General features: G+C 54.1%; 12 protein-coding genes. 4 read left to right on the plus strand and 8 right to left on the minus strand.

All coding sequences use genetic code 11. The features are described 5' to 3' along the window. Positions 1-130: 130 nt before the first annotated feature. Positions 131-1,306, plus strand: a complete 1,176-nt coding sequence (locus tag AC07R0_RS09790) for an EAL domain-containing protein (protein ID WP_495104654.1) — start codon at positions 131-133, stop codon at positions 1,304-1,306. 130 nt (positions 1,307-1,436) lie between these two features. Here AC07R0_RS09790 and AC07R0_RS09795 read toward each other — a convergent pair whose 3' ends face one another. From AC07R0_RS09795 to AC07R0_RS09820, 6 genes are read right to left on the minus strand one after another with little or no spacing between them, the layout of a single operon-like run. Further along, positions 1,437-2,000, minus strand: coding sequence for a response regulator (locus tag AC07R0_RS09795; protein WP_495104655.1), 564 nt, complete (start codon positions 1,998-2,000; stop codon positions 1,437-1,439). Beyond that, positions 2,000-3,352, minus strand: coding sequence for a response regulator c-di-GMP phosphodiesterase, NosR family (nosR, locus tag AC07R0_RS09800; protein ID WP_495104656.1), 1,353 nt, complete (start codon positions 3,350-3,352; stop codon positions 2,000-2,002). Before nosR ends, AC07R0_RS09795 begins: the two co-directional genes overlap by 1 nt. Further along, positions 3,349-4,311 carry an ATP-binding protein gene (locus AC07R0_RS09805; RefSeq protein ID WP_495097787.1) on the minus strand — a complete coding sequence of 321 codons (963 nt, stop codon included), beginning with the start codon at positions 4,309-4,311 and terminating at the stop codon, positions 3,349-3,351. Before AC07R0_RS09805 ends, nosR begins: the two co-directional genes overlap by 4 nt. A 10-nt stretch (positions 4,312-4,321) precedes the next feature. Then, entirely contained in the window at positions 4,322-5,164 is an 843-nt protein-coding gene (locus AC07R0_RS09810; RefSeq protein ID WP_495104657.1) for an HDOD domain-containing protein, read from the minus strand. Then, positions 5,161-5,481, minus strand: a complete 321-nt coding sequence (locus tag AC07R0_RS09815) for a hypothetical protein (protein WP_495104658.1) — start codon at positions 5,479-5,481, stop codon at positions 5,161-5,163. Before AC07R0_RS09815 ends, AC07R0_RS09810 begins: the two co-directional genes overlap by 4 nt. Before the next feature lie 2 nt (positions 5,482-5,483). Beyond that, entirely contained in the window at positions 5,484-8,390 is a 2,907-nt protein-coding gene (locus tag AC07R0_RS09820) for an EAL domain-containing protein (RefSeq protein WP_495104659.1), read from the minus strand. Positions 8,391-9,101: 711 nt separating this feature from the next. On the opposite strand from AC07R0_RS09820, the gene AC07R0_RS09825 reads away from it, so the two are divergent. Beyond that, positions 9,102-11,222, plus strand: a complete 2,121-nt coding sequence (locus AC07R0_RS09825) for a PAS domain-containing protein (protein WP_495104660.1) — start codon at positions 9,102-9,104, stop codon at positions 11,220-11,222. Then, positions 11,219-12,646, plus strand: coding sequence for an ATP-binding protein (locus AC07R0_RS09830; protein WP_495104661.1), 1,428 nt, complete (start codon positions 11,219-11,221; stop codon positions 12,644-12,646). The genes AC07R0_RS09825 and AC07R0_RS09830 overlap by 4 nt, the downstream gene beginning before the upstream one ends. A gap of 873 nt (positions 12,647-13,519) precedes the next feature. On the opposite strand, the gene AC07R0_RS09835 is transcribed toward AC07R0_RS09830, so the two are convergent. Next, positions 13,520-13,726: a hypothetical protein gene (locus tag AC07R0_RS09835; RefSeq protein ID WP_495104662.1), complete on the minus strand. Its 207-nt coding sequence runs from the start codon at positions 13,724-13,726 to the stop codon at positions 13,520-13,522. After that, positions 13,723-14,721, minus strand: a complete 999-nt coding sequence (locus tag AC07R0_RS09840) for a DNA-binding protein (RefSeq protein ID WP_495104663.1) — start codon at positions 14,719-14,721, stop codon at positions 13,723-13,725. Before AC07R0_RS09840 ends, AC07R0_RS09835 begins: the two co-directional genes overlap by 4 nt. A gap of 121 nt (positions 14,722-14,842) precedes the next feature. On the opposite strand from AC07R0_RS09840, the gene AC07R0_RS09845 reads away from it, so the two are divergent. Beyond that, positions 14,843-15,901, plus strand: coding sequence for a site-specific integrase (locus tag AC07R0_RS09845; RefSeq protein WP_495104664.1), 1,059 nt, complete (start codon positions 14,843-14,845; stop codon positions 15,899-15,901). Positions 15,902-16,134: the final 233 nt, after the last annotated feature.

Here is a 16,134-nt window from a genome sequence, read left to right on the forward strand (position 1 = left end):
TCAGCATTACCCTGAAGAACGGCATTGAAGGTGATAACCTATTGCGGAATACCAAATGTGAAGTTTAAAGGGGGCAGCCGGTTTCGTTTTTGTTCAGCAGAAAGGAACGAGCGTATTACGCACTTTTACTATGGAATTTGAACTCCGGAGGGCGCTGGCGCTCAATGAACTAAGGGTTTACTTCCAGCCTCGGGTCAATTTGGCGGGCGGTGACATTTGTGGTGCCGAAGCACTGATACGATGGCAGCACCCTGAGCGGGGCTTGGTTCCTCCATCGGAATTCATTCCCATGGCTGAGAAAACGGGTCTGATCTTGCCGCTTGGTGAATGGGTGGTCCAGAACGTCTGTCGGCAGCAACGTGTTTGGCTGGATCGTGGCCTATCTGTGCCGCCGGTGGCAGTCAACCTGTCGGCGCTTCAGTTTCGCCAGAAGAATTTAGTTCAATTTATCCGCCAGGAACTTGCGGCCAACCAACTGGATGCCAAGTACCTAGAAATGGAAATCACTGAATCCACGTTGATGGACAGTGTTGATGAGGCCGCAGCTACGTTGCAAGAGCTAAGGACGACTGGTATCAAGATATCGTTGGATGATTTTGGCACTGGCCATTCTTCACTTAGTCGACTGCGGCGTTTGCCTATCGATCACTTGAAGATAGATCAATCTTTTGTGTGCAACCTGACCACCGAGCCTGAAGACGCAGCTATATGCTTGGCGATCATTGGTCTCGCCCACAATTTGCGTATGTCGGTGATCGCCGAAGGCGTGGAAACCGAAGGGCAGGCGAATTACCTGCGTCAACACCATTGTGACGAGATGCAGGGCTATTACTTCAGTCGACCTTTACCAGCAGACGACTTCGAAGAACTGCTGGTACTGCGGAGGACCCTGATCCTCCCGCCCCAGCCCACTCACGAACGTCGGACATTGCTTTTGGTGGACGATGAAGCGAATGTGCTGTCTGCGCTCAAACGCGTGTTGCGTTTGGATGGCTACGATATCATCACAGCTAGTAGTGCACGGGAAGGCTTGGAACTTCTATCGATCCATCCGGTGCAAGTGATTGTCTCGGACCAGCGCATGCCGGAAATGAGTGGCTCTGAGTTTCTTTCGCGAGTCCGCGATCTCCATCCTCATACCGTCCGTTTAGTTCTTTCCGGTTACGCCGATCTGCGCAGTGTCTCAGAGGCAATCAACCGCGGTGCTATCTACAAATTTCTTACCAAACCCTGGGATGAGGGGATGCTACGCTCAGATTTACGCGAGGCCTTCCTGCACTTTGAATCGGGACACCGCAAAATATAAGGGTGTACTAGGGACTCAACGGTGAGATTTTTCCAAGGGTGAGCCCTTGCCGTCCTTGGCCAACGTACAAAAATAGCCCCAACTGCCTGGGCGCAGTGACTCAACAAACGCTTTGCAAGAGCTATCGCGTTTAACTTTTGTCGTTTGTGTCGGTGAGGGGGGGAATAGGCAACAGAACCTCCCCCTGCGGGCCCCACTCCACCCGGGTAATGCCGGGCTCTATGGCTTCCAAGCGTTTTTTTTCTATTTCAACAGAGCTCAATTCGTTAAATTGCTGCCGTCCTACGTCGGCCAGCTCCCGCTCGTAGCGCTGCTGCCCGGCTCTCTCCAATGCTTGTCGAACATGGTCGATAAAGTCTTTTTCAACCCAGGGCTTGACCAGGTAGCGGAATATTTCAACGTCATTGACCACCTGCATAAGGCTGTCGAAATCGGACGAGGCACTCAGAATCATACGTACCGCATGGGGTTGGATATACCGCACCAAAGCCAGAAACTCTGAGCCATTCATCAAGGGCATTCGGAAGTCGGAAACTACGACATCAAAAGGAGACTCCTTCAATTTGGCCAAGGCCAATTCGGGATCCACTGTAGTTTCTACCCCTAACTCCGCACCAAAACCCACCCGCAACATGCGCTTAAGCGCAGATAGCACATGCTCTTCATCGTCCAGCAGCAAAATCCGTTGTTGCATCAGGGCCTCCAGGACGATTTTTTGATAGGTAGCAGCATATGCACTCCGTCACGGCTTTCACGCAAGCGCAGCCGCCGAATCAACTCTACGGAGAAAACATGGTCAGCCGCTATAAGCACGCCCCCTTCGCTGGAAAGTAGATCCTGCGCGAGCACCATGCCTGGCCGCAGATTCTCTGTGGATGTCATCACCGGCGGAGCCTCATCCACGGACGAGGCTTGGAGCAGCACCTGCAAAAACACATCCACCACTTCGGGATGGAACTGTGTGCCCCGCCCACGGGAAATCATGGCCCGGGCATCCTGCGCGGCCAAGTTGCCTGTACTTAGATGACCATGCAACAAGTCGTCATAGGTATCCGTCACGGCCAAGATACGCGCCCCCACCGGGATAGCATCACCTGCAATACCGTCAGGGTAGCCTTGTCCATCATGTCGTTCGTGGTGCGCACGAATCAGGGTCGCCACACCATGCATATCGTCCATGGCCATTAAGGCCTGCTCACCCAGCACAGGATGCTTGCGGTAAAGCGCCAACTCATCCACGGTCAACCGCGCCACGGGTCGCGCCAGTATGCTGTCGGAAAGGCCGATCTGCCCAATGTCGTGCACCAAGCAGGCAATAAATAGATCTTGCTGCTCGGTTTCGCCCATACCCATGGCGCGCCCGGTACGTCGCGCCAAGTCTGCCACTCGCCGCGCATGTCCAGATAATTGTCCGCCCCGCCACTCCATGACGTTGGAAAATACCTTGATTGAGGTCAGATAGTTTTTTTTCAACTTCTGGGTCAATAGTGACAGCTCGCTGGTGCGCGCTACTACTTTTTCTTCCAAGGTCGCATTGAGCTCGGTGAGCTCCTTGTTCTTGTCTTGGAGCAAGGATTCCAGTCGACGCTTTTCACGCTCAAGTGTTTGGCGTTCAAATACTTGTCGGGCTGTTGTAAGAACTTCGACATCATCCCAAGGTTTGGTGATGTAGCGGTACACCTCGCCACTATTGATTGCCGCAATAGTGGACTTGATGTCTGAATAGCCCGTAAGAAGTACCCGTATGGTCAGCGGCCATCGCTCACGCACCTGCGCCAGGAATTGGGCTCCATCCATATTTGGCATTCGCATGTCGGAGAAAACCAGGTCTACAGGCGACTGCGCGAGTAGCTCTAGCGCCTCGGCACCACTGGTTGCCGTAATAACGCTGTAACCACTACCGCGAAATAGTCGGCGTAATGCGGCCACGATATTCGGCTCATCATCCACACACAGAATTCGCCATGCAGGCAAGTCTGCCGCGGCAGAACTCTCGTCCGCCACACTCGTAGGCTGATTACTTACCGATTCGAGTGCAGTATTCACAGCTCAGCCTCTCGTGGATGAACTATCGGAAGGGTTACTTTGAACCGGGTTCCCACACCTATCTCGCTAGAAACATCGATATGGCCAAAATGTTTTTTCACAATGCCATAAGAAAGAGACAAGCCCAAGCCAGTTCCCTTGCCGACCGGTTTGGTGGTAAAGAATGGATCAAAAATCCGACCCAGATTTTCCTTGGAAATGCCGCCACCATTGTCCTGAACTTCTACCCACACATTGTCGCCTTCTTGTCCCGTGCGGATTGTGATGGTGCCCCGTTCAACTTGAATAGAATGCGCAGCATTTACTAGCAAATTCATAAACACTTGGTTGAGCTCGGACGGCAGGCATTCAATATCTGGAATTTCACCAAATTCTTTGAGCACATCAGCCTTGTATTTGATCTCATTGTTTACGATGTTCAAGGTCGAAACAATGCCATGGTGCAGATCCGCCTGAACCCATTCCTGCGTGGTGTCTACACGCGAAAAGTCCTTCAAATTTTGCACAATATTGCGTACTCGTGTGATGCCGTCTTTAGACTCGTTCATCAGCGACGGAATGTCTTCTTTCAGAAAGTCTAGTTCAACCTTCTCGCGCAAAGCCTTCAGTTGCCCTCCCAACGGCGTACCCGCCAATGCCGGTTCGGCTTGCTCATAGGCCGACAGCATCTGGAACAGATCGTCAAGATAACGCTCCAGTGTTCCGAAGTTAGAAAAAATGAAGCCAATCGGATTGTTGATTTCATGGGCCACACCGGCAGCCAACTGGCCAATCGATGCTAACTTCTCGGATTGCATCAGTTTGTCCTGAGCGTCTGACAGTCGAGCATTGACTTGCTTCAACTCTTCATTTGCACGCAGTAGCTCCTTAACCTGGTCGCCCGTCAAATTTTCGCTCACATCAGATAACGCCCCCACATCTCCCACAGCGGGAGCCAAAGAATGGCTATTTGTAGTCAAGATGCGTCTCCTAGGTTAAGAGAATCTGGCACATAGACTCATATTGCGCCTCCGTAGCCCGAAACACTTGGGTATACGCACTCTCATCCAACGCCAAGCGAGACCACGCAGCCATGGACAGCGGCGGCACCATATCCTCCCTGTAGTGCGACAAGTCCAGCGCGTGAACAATGTTGTCAGCCACATGCAGCACATCAACCAGGCTTTTTTTCGGCTGAGGCAAAGGATTGTGGTGGTTCGCTATCGCATCTGCAATTGAGGGGGCGAAATTCCAATGCTCAGCTACCACTTTTCCAACCTGTGTATGGTCCGTCCCCCATACAAACTGTTCGGCTTGTTGACTGGAGCAATCTTGCTCACGCCGGTATGCCATGGCTGCGGCATAGTCCCTGCTGTGTCGTGTGGCCAAGACCAAGCGGCCAATATCATGGAGCAGACCTAGGGTGAAAGCAGTATCTTCGTCTAGACCTGCGACCTGCGCCAAAGCACGAGCGCACAAAGCGGTGCCAATTGAATGCCGCCAGAAGGAAGCAAGGTCAAAATTGGAATCTGCCTGTCGTTGCAACTTATCCACTAGACCTGCCGCAATTGCAATGCTGCGCAGTGTACGCATACCCAAAATGGGGGTTGCTTCTGCAATCGAAGTTACTTGACGCGACAAACCATAAAACGAAGAATTTGCTAAGCGCAACGTCTTGGATGTCAAGGCTTGGTCGTGCGAGATCTTTAGTGCCAATTGCTCCATGTTGACATGCGGATCGTTCATGCACTGAATTAGCTCCATTACGATAGCAGGCAGCGCAGGTAAACCACGCGCGCTAAACAAAATATCCTCGGTCGATAAAGTGTTCACGGCATGCTCTCCTGCCGGTATGCAGATACCAATTTAAGCAGCGGGTTGGCTTCACCAGACTGATGTACATACCTGAACAGGTATTGCAGGCGCTGTTCCATAGCCACTTGACGCTCGCCCCGGACGGCTTCGGATTCCAGCTCAACAGGCGCCAACACAACCACGGAGACTACTCCGCGATCACGCAAGCCCGTCACCAGAGCGGGTGTTAATACGGTTCCAGCAGGCAGCAAAACTTGCTGCTGAGCATCCAGCACAGGCTCTGCCAGGACCGCAGCTTCTGGCACATCTATTAAAGAGATGGTATTTTTTTGCATCGTTAGTGCACTGATAACTGAGCGTCAACTGATGTCAATACTAGGAGCTTGCCTCGTGATTGGCCAGCCCCACCAATCATCCGGCATACAACTCCGTAGGTCTTTTCAAACAGGTGCAGTTGGTGGTAGCTGCCATCTCCCTCACGCCAGACCTGCAGCAGCTCGGGCGAGAAAACCTCTTCCGCATCACAGCCCAGCAACAATGCGCCACTGCCAAACAGTTTTTCAGCATCGGCGTTGACGAAAGCCACCATTCCCGAAAGATCCAGGCCGATGACAGCCGTAGGAATAGAGTCCAGCACCTCGCGAGCCACGACCAGGCTGTTTGATTCCCGGCTGATCTGCGCCTGTTGAGCCTCTAGCAGCTTTTGCAAACGCTCATTCACCGCACTCAGCTCCTGGTTCGCTACGATCACCGCGCTGCCCAGACGGCGATTCTCATCCGCCATTTCCTTATGCGAAAAGGCTTCTGCAATGTGGCCGCGCAAGCGTTCGTCATCCCAGGGCTTAGTCAGGAACTTATAAATGGCACCCTCATTGATAGCATCCGTGATGGACTGCAATTCGGTATACCCTGACAAAACCATGCGCACGGTATCGGGATACAGCTCCTTGGCACGGCGCAAGAATTCCACACCTGTCATCCCAGGCATACGCTGGTCGGATACGATTACATCCACCGAATGCTCGGCCAATCGTTGCAAACCCTGGGCGCCACTGTTGGCTGTCACGATATGGTAGCCATCACGACGCAGCAGCCGCTTGAGTGCGGCAACGATATTGTCCTCATCGTCCACTAGCAGCAAGGTGCGCTGGTGCGTGCGTCGCAGCAAAAGGTGTTCGGGCAGTTGCCGACCTTGCCGCAGTATTTCACTCATCGCATTGGCAGATATAGATGCGCTGAAATAGTGTCCCTGCATTTGATCGCAGTGGTTTGCTATCAACAGGGCAAGCTGCCCTTCGGTCTCTACGCCTTCGGCCAACACTTTCATTTGCAAGCTGTGGGCCATGTTGATAATGGCTCGGGTAATGGAGACATCTTGCGAAGCGGCGGTGACATCGTGTACAAAAGAACGGTCCACCTTGACCACATTGATGGGAAGGGTGCGCAAGTAGCTCAGATTGGAGTAACCAGTGCCAAAATCCTCCAGGGATATTTCAATACCCAGGGCGTTCAGCTCGCTCAGGACACGTGTTACGTGCACGCGCTCACCGACCAATACTGCTTCAGTGATTTCTAGGCCCAAATAGCGGGGCTCAAGTCCGGTTTCTGTCAATATGGCTTGTATACGCCGTACGATATCGGGCTGCAGCAGTTGCCTTGCAGACAGATTCATCGCCACCCTCCCTAACGTTAGCCCTAAGCGCTGCCATTCCAAAGACTGCTCGCACAATGTGCGCAGCACCCATTCCCCAATGGGCACGATCAATCCGGTCTCTTCCGCAACATCCAGAAATGCAGAACGGGCACCCGACGGCAGTTCGGGTGCATTCCATTGCAACAAAGCTTCGGCCCCTATGACCGCACCGCTCGCAAGATCCAATTTGGGCTGGTAATACAACTCAAACTCCTGGCGCTCCAGCGCACGCCGTAAACCGGACTCCAACGCCAGCCGTGTCACCGCTTTTGACTGCATATCCTCACTAAAGACACCAATCTCGTTTTTGCCTTTGGCCTCAGCATGGTAGGTCGCAGCTTGCATGTGGTTCAACAGTTCTTCAGGCTCCCGGCCATGCATGGGAAACAAAGCAATTCCCATGGCGCAATTCACCCTGATTTCATTGTCTGCTACCACCAAAGGCATAGCTAATGCGTCCATCAGGTTCGCGGCAAGCTGCACCGCCATGTTTTCATCTACTGCGCCATCACGCGCCTTGAGAACAGCAAATTCGCCGCTGCCAAAATGTGCCAGTTCATCGCCTGCCTCGATGTTTTCTTGCAGTCGCATCGCCACTGCGGCCAGCAAAAGATTTCCACCTGCCTTACCCAGAGATTCGCTCACCAATTTCAATTGACCGATCTGGATGCCAAGTACGGCAATCTGGGCCTCTTTTCTGTCGGCTTCATGCAGCACCGTTTCCAGACGCTGGCTGAAGGCATTGCGGTTATGCAGGCCCGTTATCTCATCGGTATTGGCCATCGCATCCAGGCGTTGCTCAGCGGCGCGTTGTACGGTAATGTCCTGCAATATGGTGACCGATCGCACGGTCCGCCCCTGAATATCGGCCTCGGCGACACCACGGTGCAGTACGGTGCGCAAGCTCCCGTCAGCATGCACAATGCGGTGCTGAAATTCACAAATTTCACCAGGAGAAACTCCTTCGCTGATGGCCTGTACATATGGGCGGTCCGCTGCCGGTACCCGCGAAAACAGCCAATCTCGTGTCACGATGGCCTCGTTGGGCGTTTCACCGAAAATATTGAACATTCCAGAGGACAGCGTCACAGCCCCCGTGGCTAGGTCCATTTCAGCTGAGCCAATGCGGGCCACTTCTTCCACATTGCTTAGCAGCTGCGCCCTGGACTCTGCAATACGGGAAGTGCGCTTGATATCGCTGACATCGTGCAAGGTCACCAGATTAGCTGCCCCGCCAGGCAACTCAATCCGTATACCCCGGACCTGGGCCGAAAAACGAGCCCCATCTTTACGAAGGCATTCGATCTCGTAAAAGTCGCCGCCACCTCCCACCATCCTCGCCTGCGAACGCATACGCACCGCGTCACGGTACTCTGGCGCTGTCAGCAATATAGGATCCATTCCGTCAAGCATTTCTTCCAATGGGTAGCCAAACAGTTGGGTCAGATTTGGATTCGCATAAATGAAGCGATCATGCTGTACGACAAACACGGCAGCCTGCACGTGATCCATCAAGAGCCGATAGGTATCGGTGGATAGATTGGCCAACATTGCGTGCTGATCCAGAGGCTCCACAGAGGGGACAGGTATTGCGCTGTTCATACGATACTTAGTACCGCTTGCGCGCCGGGCCTGGATCGTACTTGGTCGTCGCGCACAAAAAAAGGGGGGGACGCAAGCATGTTGTGCATTGGAACATCCATATGTCTGTGGCCTCCTGCAGCGTGTCGAACGCACTACCGTCCGTCCCAGCCGCTCGAAACACTTTACACCCAGAATCTAACTCTGTGGGCAAACCATATCAACTTTGCCACGAACTTAGAGCCGTTAAGACAGTTGCTGAACGCCGAGGGAAACAAGGCTGCATGAGTAAGGATGCTTCACTCCAAGCGGATGGGCAACTGACCCAATGCAACCACGCGTGATATCGGGTTCCGTGCAAACTGTCGTGGTTTGCACCAAGGGAAAACCCTCATCCTCCTACATATGGATGCCACCAGGAGCCTACTTGCCTGCATAGTGCAATCTTTGTAAGAGCAACCGACCGCCTGCATGGGACGTTCCGTGTCGTTCTGCGTCGTGCGCAAGAAGGTCTAGATGGCAATCGAATTGACGAAAGCCGATCTGTCTTGCCGACGATTACTCGCCGTAAAAATAAGTTCAAGAAGCATGGGCATCCTGACAAGATGCCACTTCACTCCACTTTGTCGGACCGAGATGGGTGACAAATGAAAGCAACTTCCAAGAGGACTTCATACTGCCATGACCCAAGAAAAAGAGAATCCTCTTAACCAAACCCTGCTGAACATGGCCGGACGCATTGCACAGCTGGGTGGTTGGACTGTTGATCTGCCGGACAACCGCATTAGTTGGTCGGACGAGATGTGCGCGATCCATGACTTGCCTCCAGGCACGGCTCCTGAGCTTGAGCAGGTTTTCGGTTTTTATGCTCCACAATCGCAAGCCGCTGCCCGTAATGCTTTTGACGCATGTGTTCAGCAGGGCACGTCTTTTGACTTGGAATTGGAAGTGCTCACGGCCAAAGGCCGGCACATATGGGTTCGCGGTATGGGCGAAGCTGCGCGGGACGCTGCCGGCTTGATTGTCCGTATCCAAGGGGCATGCCAAGACGTGACGGAGCGCAAGCAGACCGAGGAGAAGCTCATTTACGAGCGAGACTTGTTGTGGATGCTGTTGAACAGCTCTCCAGATCACATTTATTTCAAGGACATCCAATCGCGTTTTATCAAGTGCAGCACGGCTCAGGCCCACCAATTTGGAGGAAGGTCTGTAGATGAGCTGGTGGGCAAGACGGATTTCGATATCTTTTCCGAAGAGCATGCTCGCCCTGCGTATGAAGATGAACAGGAAATCATCCGGACCGGTCAACCCATCATCAACAAGGTGGAGCGGGAAACTTGGCAGGATGGCCGACCGGATACCTGGGCGCTGACCACCAAAATGCCGTTACGCAATAAAGATGGTGTGATTATTGGTACGTTTGGTATTACCAAGGATATTTCGGCTATCAAGCAAGCAGAAGCGGAGTTGGCTTACCAGCGGGATTTACTCGCGACACTTATGGAAAACCTGCCGGATTCGATATTCTTTAAAGACCTGCAATCACGCTTCGTTCAGCTCAGCCGTTCTGAGATCAGCAGCCTTATGCAAACGGCAATAAACCGACTTCGTGCAGCGTTACCGGCGGATGCGGACGACACCTTACCTCCGTATTTGCAGAGTGTCGATGCGTTCAAGGAGTATGTCATTGGTAAAACAGATGCTGATATTTACGGCATTGAGCATGCGGCAGAATTCGCAAAAGATGAGCAGGAGGTGCTGCGCACGGGGCAGCCTATGATCGAAAAGAGCGAAATCGTCGCAGTCAATGCGGACGGACAGGCTGACTGGCATCTCTCGACAAAGTGCCCCTGGCGTGACAGAGATGGACGCCTCATTGGCACATTTGGTACCTCTAAAAACATCTCCAAATTGAAAGAGGCGGAGAGAACGATCGAAGACGTGCACAAAAAGCTGGTCGATGCCTCACGTTTGGCAGGCATGGCCGAGATTGCTACCAACGTACTACACAACGTGGGCAACATTCTTAATAGTGTCAATGTCTCCACGGATATGCTCAGCGCACAGTTGAGGAACTCAAAACTCAAAGGCCTGACGCGTGCTGTGGGCCTGATGGATGAACATGCTGATGCATTGAGTGAATTTTTGACGAAAGACGCAAGGGGCAAGTTGTTACCGATTTACCTGCGTGAATTGGCTCAGGCATTGGATTTGGAACATAGGGCCATGGCAGAAGAACTTGTCCTGCTGGCCAAGAGTGTTGACCATATCAAGGAAATCGTCGCGACTCAGCAGTCGCACGCTAGTGCCCCGCGCGTGGTTGAATCGGTACGCTGGAATGAATTGGTGGAAGATGCGCTGCGCATGAATGTCAGCTCCCTTGTGCGCCATAAAGTGCAGATCGTCAAAGACTTTGATGCACTGCCCGCTCTCTCGGTGGATCGACATCGCGTATTGCAGATTTTGGTGAACCTGATCGGCAATTCCAAGCAAGCCCTGGATGGTCTGGGGCTAGCCAATCCCACTATCACGTTGGGAGCGCGTCTTGTCATTTCGGAACAGGGGAGGGCGCTGCGTATCACCGTGGCCGACAATGGCGAAGGCATTGCGCCAGAAAATATGGCGCGTATCTTCGCGCATGGTTTCACTACCCGAAAAACCGGGCACGGCTTCGGTCTACACAGCTGTGTAATAGCGGCACAGGAAATGGGCGGAAGCTTGTCTGCGCATAGTAGTGGAACTGGGCAAGGAGCTACGTTTACCCTCGATATACCTATAGACACCCAAGAGGGCCAGCAATGAACCAACTACCTAATCGGCGTATTTTGCTGATTGACGATATGCCCGCCATCCACGAGGATTTTCGCAAGGTGCTCGCGCCCCAGGTGTCGGAGCGTGTCGAGCTCGGTGCGGTAGAGAGGGCTTTGTTTGGTGATGCTGATCAGCCCGCCGTTGACGCCTTCTTACTTGATTCGGCCTACCAGGGACGAGAAGGGCTGGCCAAGGTACAAGCTTCATTGCATGACTCAAGACCTTACGCGATGGCCTTTGTCGATATGCGTATGCCGCCTGGCTGGGATGGCGTGCAAACTATCGAGCACCTGTGGAGGGAAGATCCGCGACTGCAGATCGTGATTTGCACAGCATATGCAGATGCCTCCTGGGATGAGGTGCTGGCCCGGCTGGACGCGCGCGATCGGCTGTTGATTCTAAAGAAACCGTTCGATGCGATTGAGGTCTACCAACTGGCATCTTCATTGACTGCCAAGTGGCAGATGGCACAAGACTCATCCGAACAGTTTACGCGGCTGGAGGAGGCTGTGCGCGAACGCACCAAGGAGTTAAGTGCTAGCAACGAAGCATTGCAACTAGAGATAGAGGAACGCAAGCATCTGCAAGGTCAGCTGGTGCAATCAGAAAAACTTGCCTCCATCGGTCAGCTTGCAGCTGGTGTGGCACATGAGATCAACAACCCGATTGGCTATATCTTTTCGAACTTCAGCACACTGGAGGGATATTTGACCCAGCTTTTCCAGATGCTGGAGGCATTTGAAAATGCCGAAGGCAGCATAGCTGCTCCTGAGGTTGCAATTAGGTTACGCAAGCTGCGTGAAGAAATTGAGTTGGATTTCTTAAAAGAGGATATTCCCGTGCTGATGCGCGAATCGCAACAGGGCATTATGCGGGTGCGCCAGATCGTGCAAGATCTGAAGGACTTTTCTCGCGTGGATTCGACGCAGGAATGGGAATGGGCCAATCTGCACCATGGTATTGAATCCACCTTAAATGTGGTGGCCAGCGAAGTCAAATACAAGGCTGATGTGGTCAAGGAATATGGAGATATCCCTGACGTCGAATGCTTGGCTTCGCAGATTAACCAGGTGGTGATGAATCTTGTAGTCAATGCAGCACATGCCATGGGTGATGCGCGCGGGCGCATCACGATACGTACAGGCTCCGCGGGAGAGGATGTGTGGCTGGAGGTTGCCGACAATGGTGCAGGTATTCCACCAGACACGCTCAAACGCATTTTTGAACCCTTCTTCACTACGAAGCCGGTGGGCAAGGGTACGGGACTGGGACTGTCGTTGTCATATGGCATTGTGCAAAAACACCAGGGGCGCATTGAGGTGGAAAGCACCATAGGGCAAGGCACTACGTTTCGCGTCACGCTGCCCATTCGTCGGCCAATGCCGCACGATGTAGCACCGACCAGCGACATATGAGGATCAGTGGTGTTGGGTTCCGACCTGATGTACATCACGGGAGGGGGCAGTTGGCCTGTCGTTCCCCTTAGCTATGGCCAAGTGCAAGGGCTGATTGGAGCCAGGCCCGGCTCATGGTCAATGGCAGTGCAGCCAGCTAGTCAAACCAAGATTCATGATTTAAAACTTAACATAATATACATCGTATAAATTAATGCACAAGCGCAAAGACTATCGATCAGCCCCAGCAGCCGTCCGACAGAAATTGGGTGTTCAATTCTGCGTTTTGCGACAACATTTAGCTAATCCAATCGAAACCTGGCAAGTTACCGAAATGTTGTCGCATCGAAAGTACCGAACACAAATACGGTAATTTGACAGGTTAGCGACAAAAAACGGCTATTTTGGCTGGCAGCCATAAAACGCGACAACATTGGACGGAACTGTCCGGCGAGTCAAAACCGTCCAAAAAATTGATTGATCCCGGGAAATTACAGCAATCTGGCCGAAGTGCGCCATAGCGACTTTGAAGCGCTCTTCCTTTAGAGATCACGCTTACTCTTTGTGCCAGCGCTGTGATAGGCCATGTCAATCAAGGTCTCAATCCAATCGCCTGGTCTGAAACTAGAAATCTCGAGCGGTTCCCAGCATATGCCGAGGACCTTTCGATCACCGGCGGGCCAAATGTCCAGTGACGACTGCAACTTCGCTCGTGTCGGGTCGAGCAACACTTGCTCCACATAGATGAGCACCAACCCTCGAACCTCAAGTGTCCTGTAACTTGGGGCCAATCCATCCCCAAGAATGAGAGTTCCTGATGCCCGCACCAATGGTGCCAAAGTCTGGATTGCGAAGCGCACAATCTCTTTTCTATTGTGACTGGGCATGCTTACCTTACTCCGTAACGGTAGGGTCACATTTTCCGGCTGCGAGCCTAACCTTGTGATGCGCCATCGGTGCCAGTAACTGCAATTTAATAGTGATGGCAATGCCCGGCTCTCCCGATTCGATGCGGGCAAGCCTTGCCGTGGCACCCATGTCTTTGATCGCTTGCACCATACCGTTGCCGACGTTTGGAGAAATTCGCTTACCCTGGTTCATTCTTGGGCGTCCGCAGCACTGCGATCTGTGCGGAGCTTCGATATCCGCACTCGCTTGGTGACATTGGCGGATTTTGGTATGGCTTGATTCGCCACGAGCAGGTCCAGCTGCTTCAGGGTGGCTGCGCCCGTGGCAACTTGTGCATCCAGTAAGGCACGGAGTTCCGATGCGCGCTCCTCGGTAGACGCTAGCGCCTGGCGGGTCGACCGTAGTTCTGCGTCGGCATGCAACAACTTGTCGGTCAGCTGTTTCTTGTTCCGTTCCGACTGCTGCTGGGATTCGTCTGCCCGCTGCGTTGCCGTCGCCAACGCGACTTTGGCCAGCTTCGACTCTTGTCGTTCGCGATCGATGTCTTGCATAAGCCGGCGTTCATTCGCGGCCGCGCGTTCCTCCAGCCGACCACGTTCGCCAGCGTGGCGTTGGCGTTCTTCTTCGGTGTGCAGCCGTTCTGCATCTCTCTGCTGTTCTAAAGCCGATAGCTTCAACTGAAGCGCCTCGATTTCCCCGTCCCGTTCAGCCAGGAGAGTCCGTGCCTCCTGCAAGCGCTGGGCCAGATCAGCCATCTGCTCCTGTGCGACCAGGAGTGCCCTGTCAGCCGCCGCCTGCCGTTCCGCAAAAACCGCCTCCTGCTGGGCCAGCTCGGCCACCCGGGATTCGAAGATGGTGCGCTTGTCCGCCAGTGCCTGTCGCGCCGCCACCGCCGCCATGTCAACTTCCTTGCGTGCCTGGGACAGGGCGGCCTCCCAGAGTTTGACGCTGGCCTGCTGCACGGCAGCCGGCAGACCGCCCGCCTCCTCCCGTTCCGGACCGACGCCCAGCCGCGGTCCTAAAGTGGCGAACCAGGCCTCCAGCAGAGGCCCCACCGTATTCGGCGAGCCGCGACCTATTTTCAGGCGCACGCGCTCGATGGTCGGGCGCAGACCTTCGGCGATCAGGGCGTCCGCCGCTGCCCAGACATCGTCTTGCTGCACACCCCGCGTATTTTTTGACTGCATCGCCCTACTCCTTGTTATATTTACCAACGATAAGAAAAGATTATCGTGACTTATCTATAATTTATGTAATAGATCATACATACTACATGTGTTAAGTAACAATAATCCACTTTGAAGCAGCATGCGTCTCCCCAGTCTCCGCAAAACACCGGCTCTGCAGCCCACTGAACTGACGGATGTCACCCAGCGCGCCGTCGAGGATTTGCTGCGTGAAGGCGAATCGCAGAACACCCTGGCCAGCTACCGCGGTGCCTTGCGCTACTGGGCCGCTTGGTACGGCCTGCGCTACGGCGGTCAGATTGGCTTACCGCTGCCGACGGCTTGCGTGCTGCAGTTCATCGTCGACCACGCCGAGCGCACGACAGCCAAGGGCCTGGTGTCCGAGCTGCCGCCCGAAATCGACCTGGCCCTGGTCGAGGCCGGCTACAAAGGCCGTCTCGGTGCCATGGCGCACAACACCCTGGTGCACCGCATCGCGGTGCTGTCTAAGGCGCACCAGCTGCGCGAGCTGAAGAACCCCTGCCATGACCCTAAGGTGCGCGAGCTGCTGTCGCGGACCCGAAAGGCCTACGCCAAGCGTGGCGCCTTACCTCAGAAGAAAGATGCCCTGACCCAGGATCCGTTGCAGGCCTTGCTGGCCACCTGCGACGATTCGCCCCGCGGCATCCGTGACCGCGCCCTCCTCCTGTTTGCTTGGGCCAGCGGTGGTCGCCGCCGCTCGGAAGTCGCCGGGGCCGACATGCAGTTCTTGAAACGCATCCCGGACGGGTTCAGCTATACCCTCGCCTTCTCCAAGACCAACCAATCGGGGGCAGATCAGCCGGAAAATACCAAGCCGGTATTGGGTCCTGCGGCGGAAGCCTTGGATGCTTGGCTGCAGACCAGTGGCATCACGTCAGGGGCGATTTTTAGGCGGGTGCGCAAAGGTGGCCATGTGGGTGAAGCGCTCTCCCCTGCGGCGGTGCGTGATATTGTGAAAATGCGCTGTGCACTCGCAGGCATTGAGGGGGATTTTTCTGCGCATTCCTTGCGTTCGGGATTTGTGACCGAGGCCGGGCGGCAGAAGGTGCCGCTGGCGGAAACCATGGCGATGACGGGCCACCACAGCGTGGCGACGGTGCTGGGGTATTTTCGGACCGAGGCTACGTTGTCAAGTGCAGCCGCGCGGCTATTGAAATAGCGACCCGAGGTTGGCTGACCAGCCACGCGCAATGCGCTCCCCGTTCAGCACCTGCAATGTGTTGGCTCAACTGCAACTTGGACGGGATGCCGCATTTAACGTTCTGCGCAGCACCGCTCGCACACAACGAATCAAATTGATCCACTTAGCGGCGAGGGGGGTGCGGCGTAAAACTTGGACTGGTTTATGCCGTTATTCCGAGGCTCGCCCGGTATTCGATGGGACTGAGTGAG

Source organism: Rhodoferax sp. GW821-FHT07F03 (genome assembly GCF_059418745.1).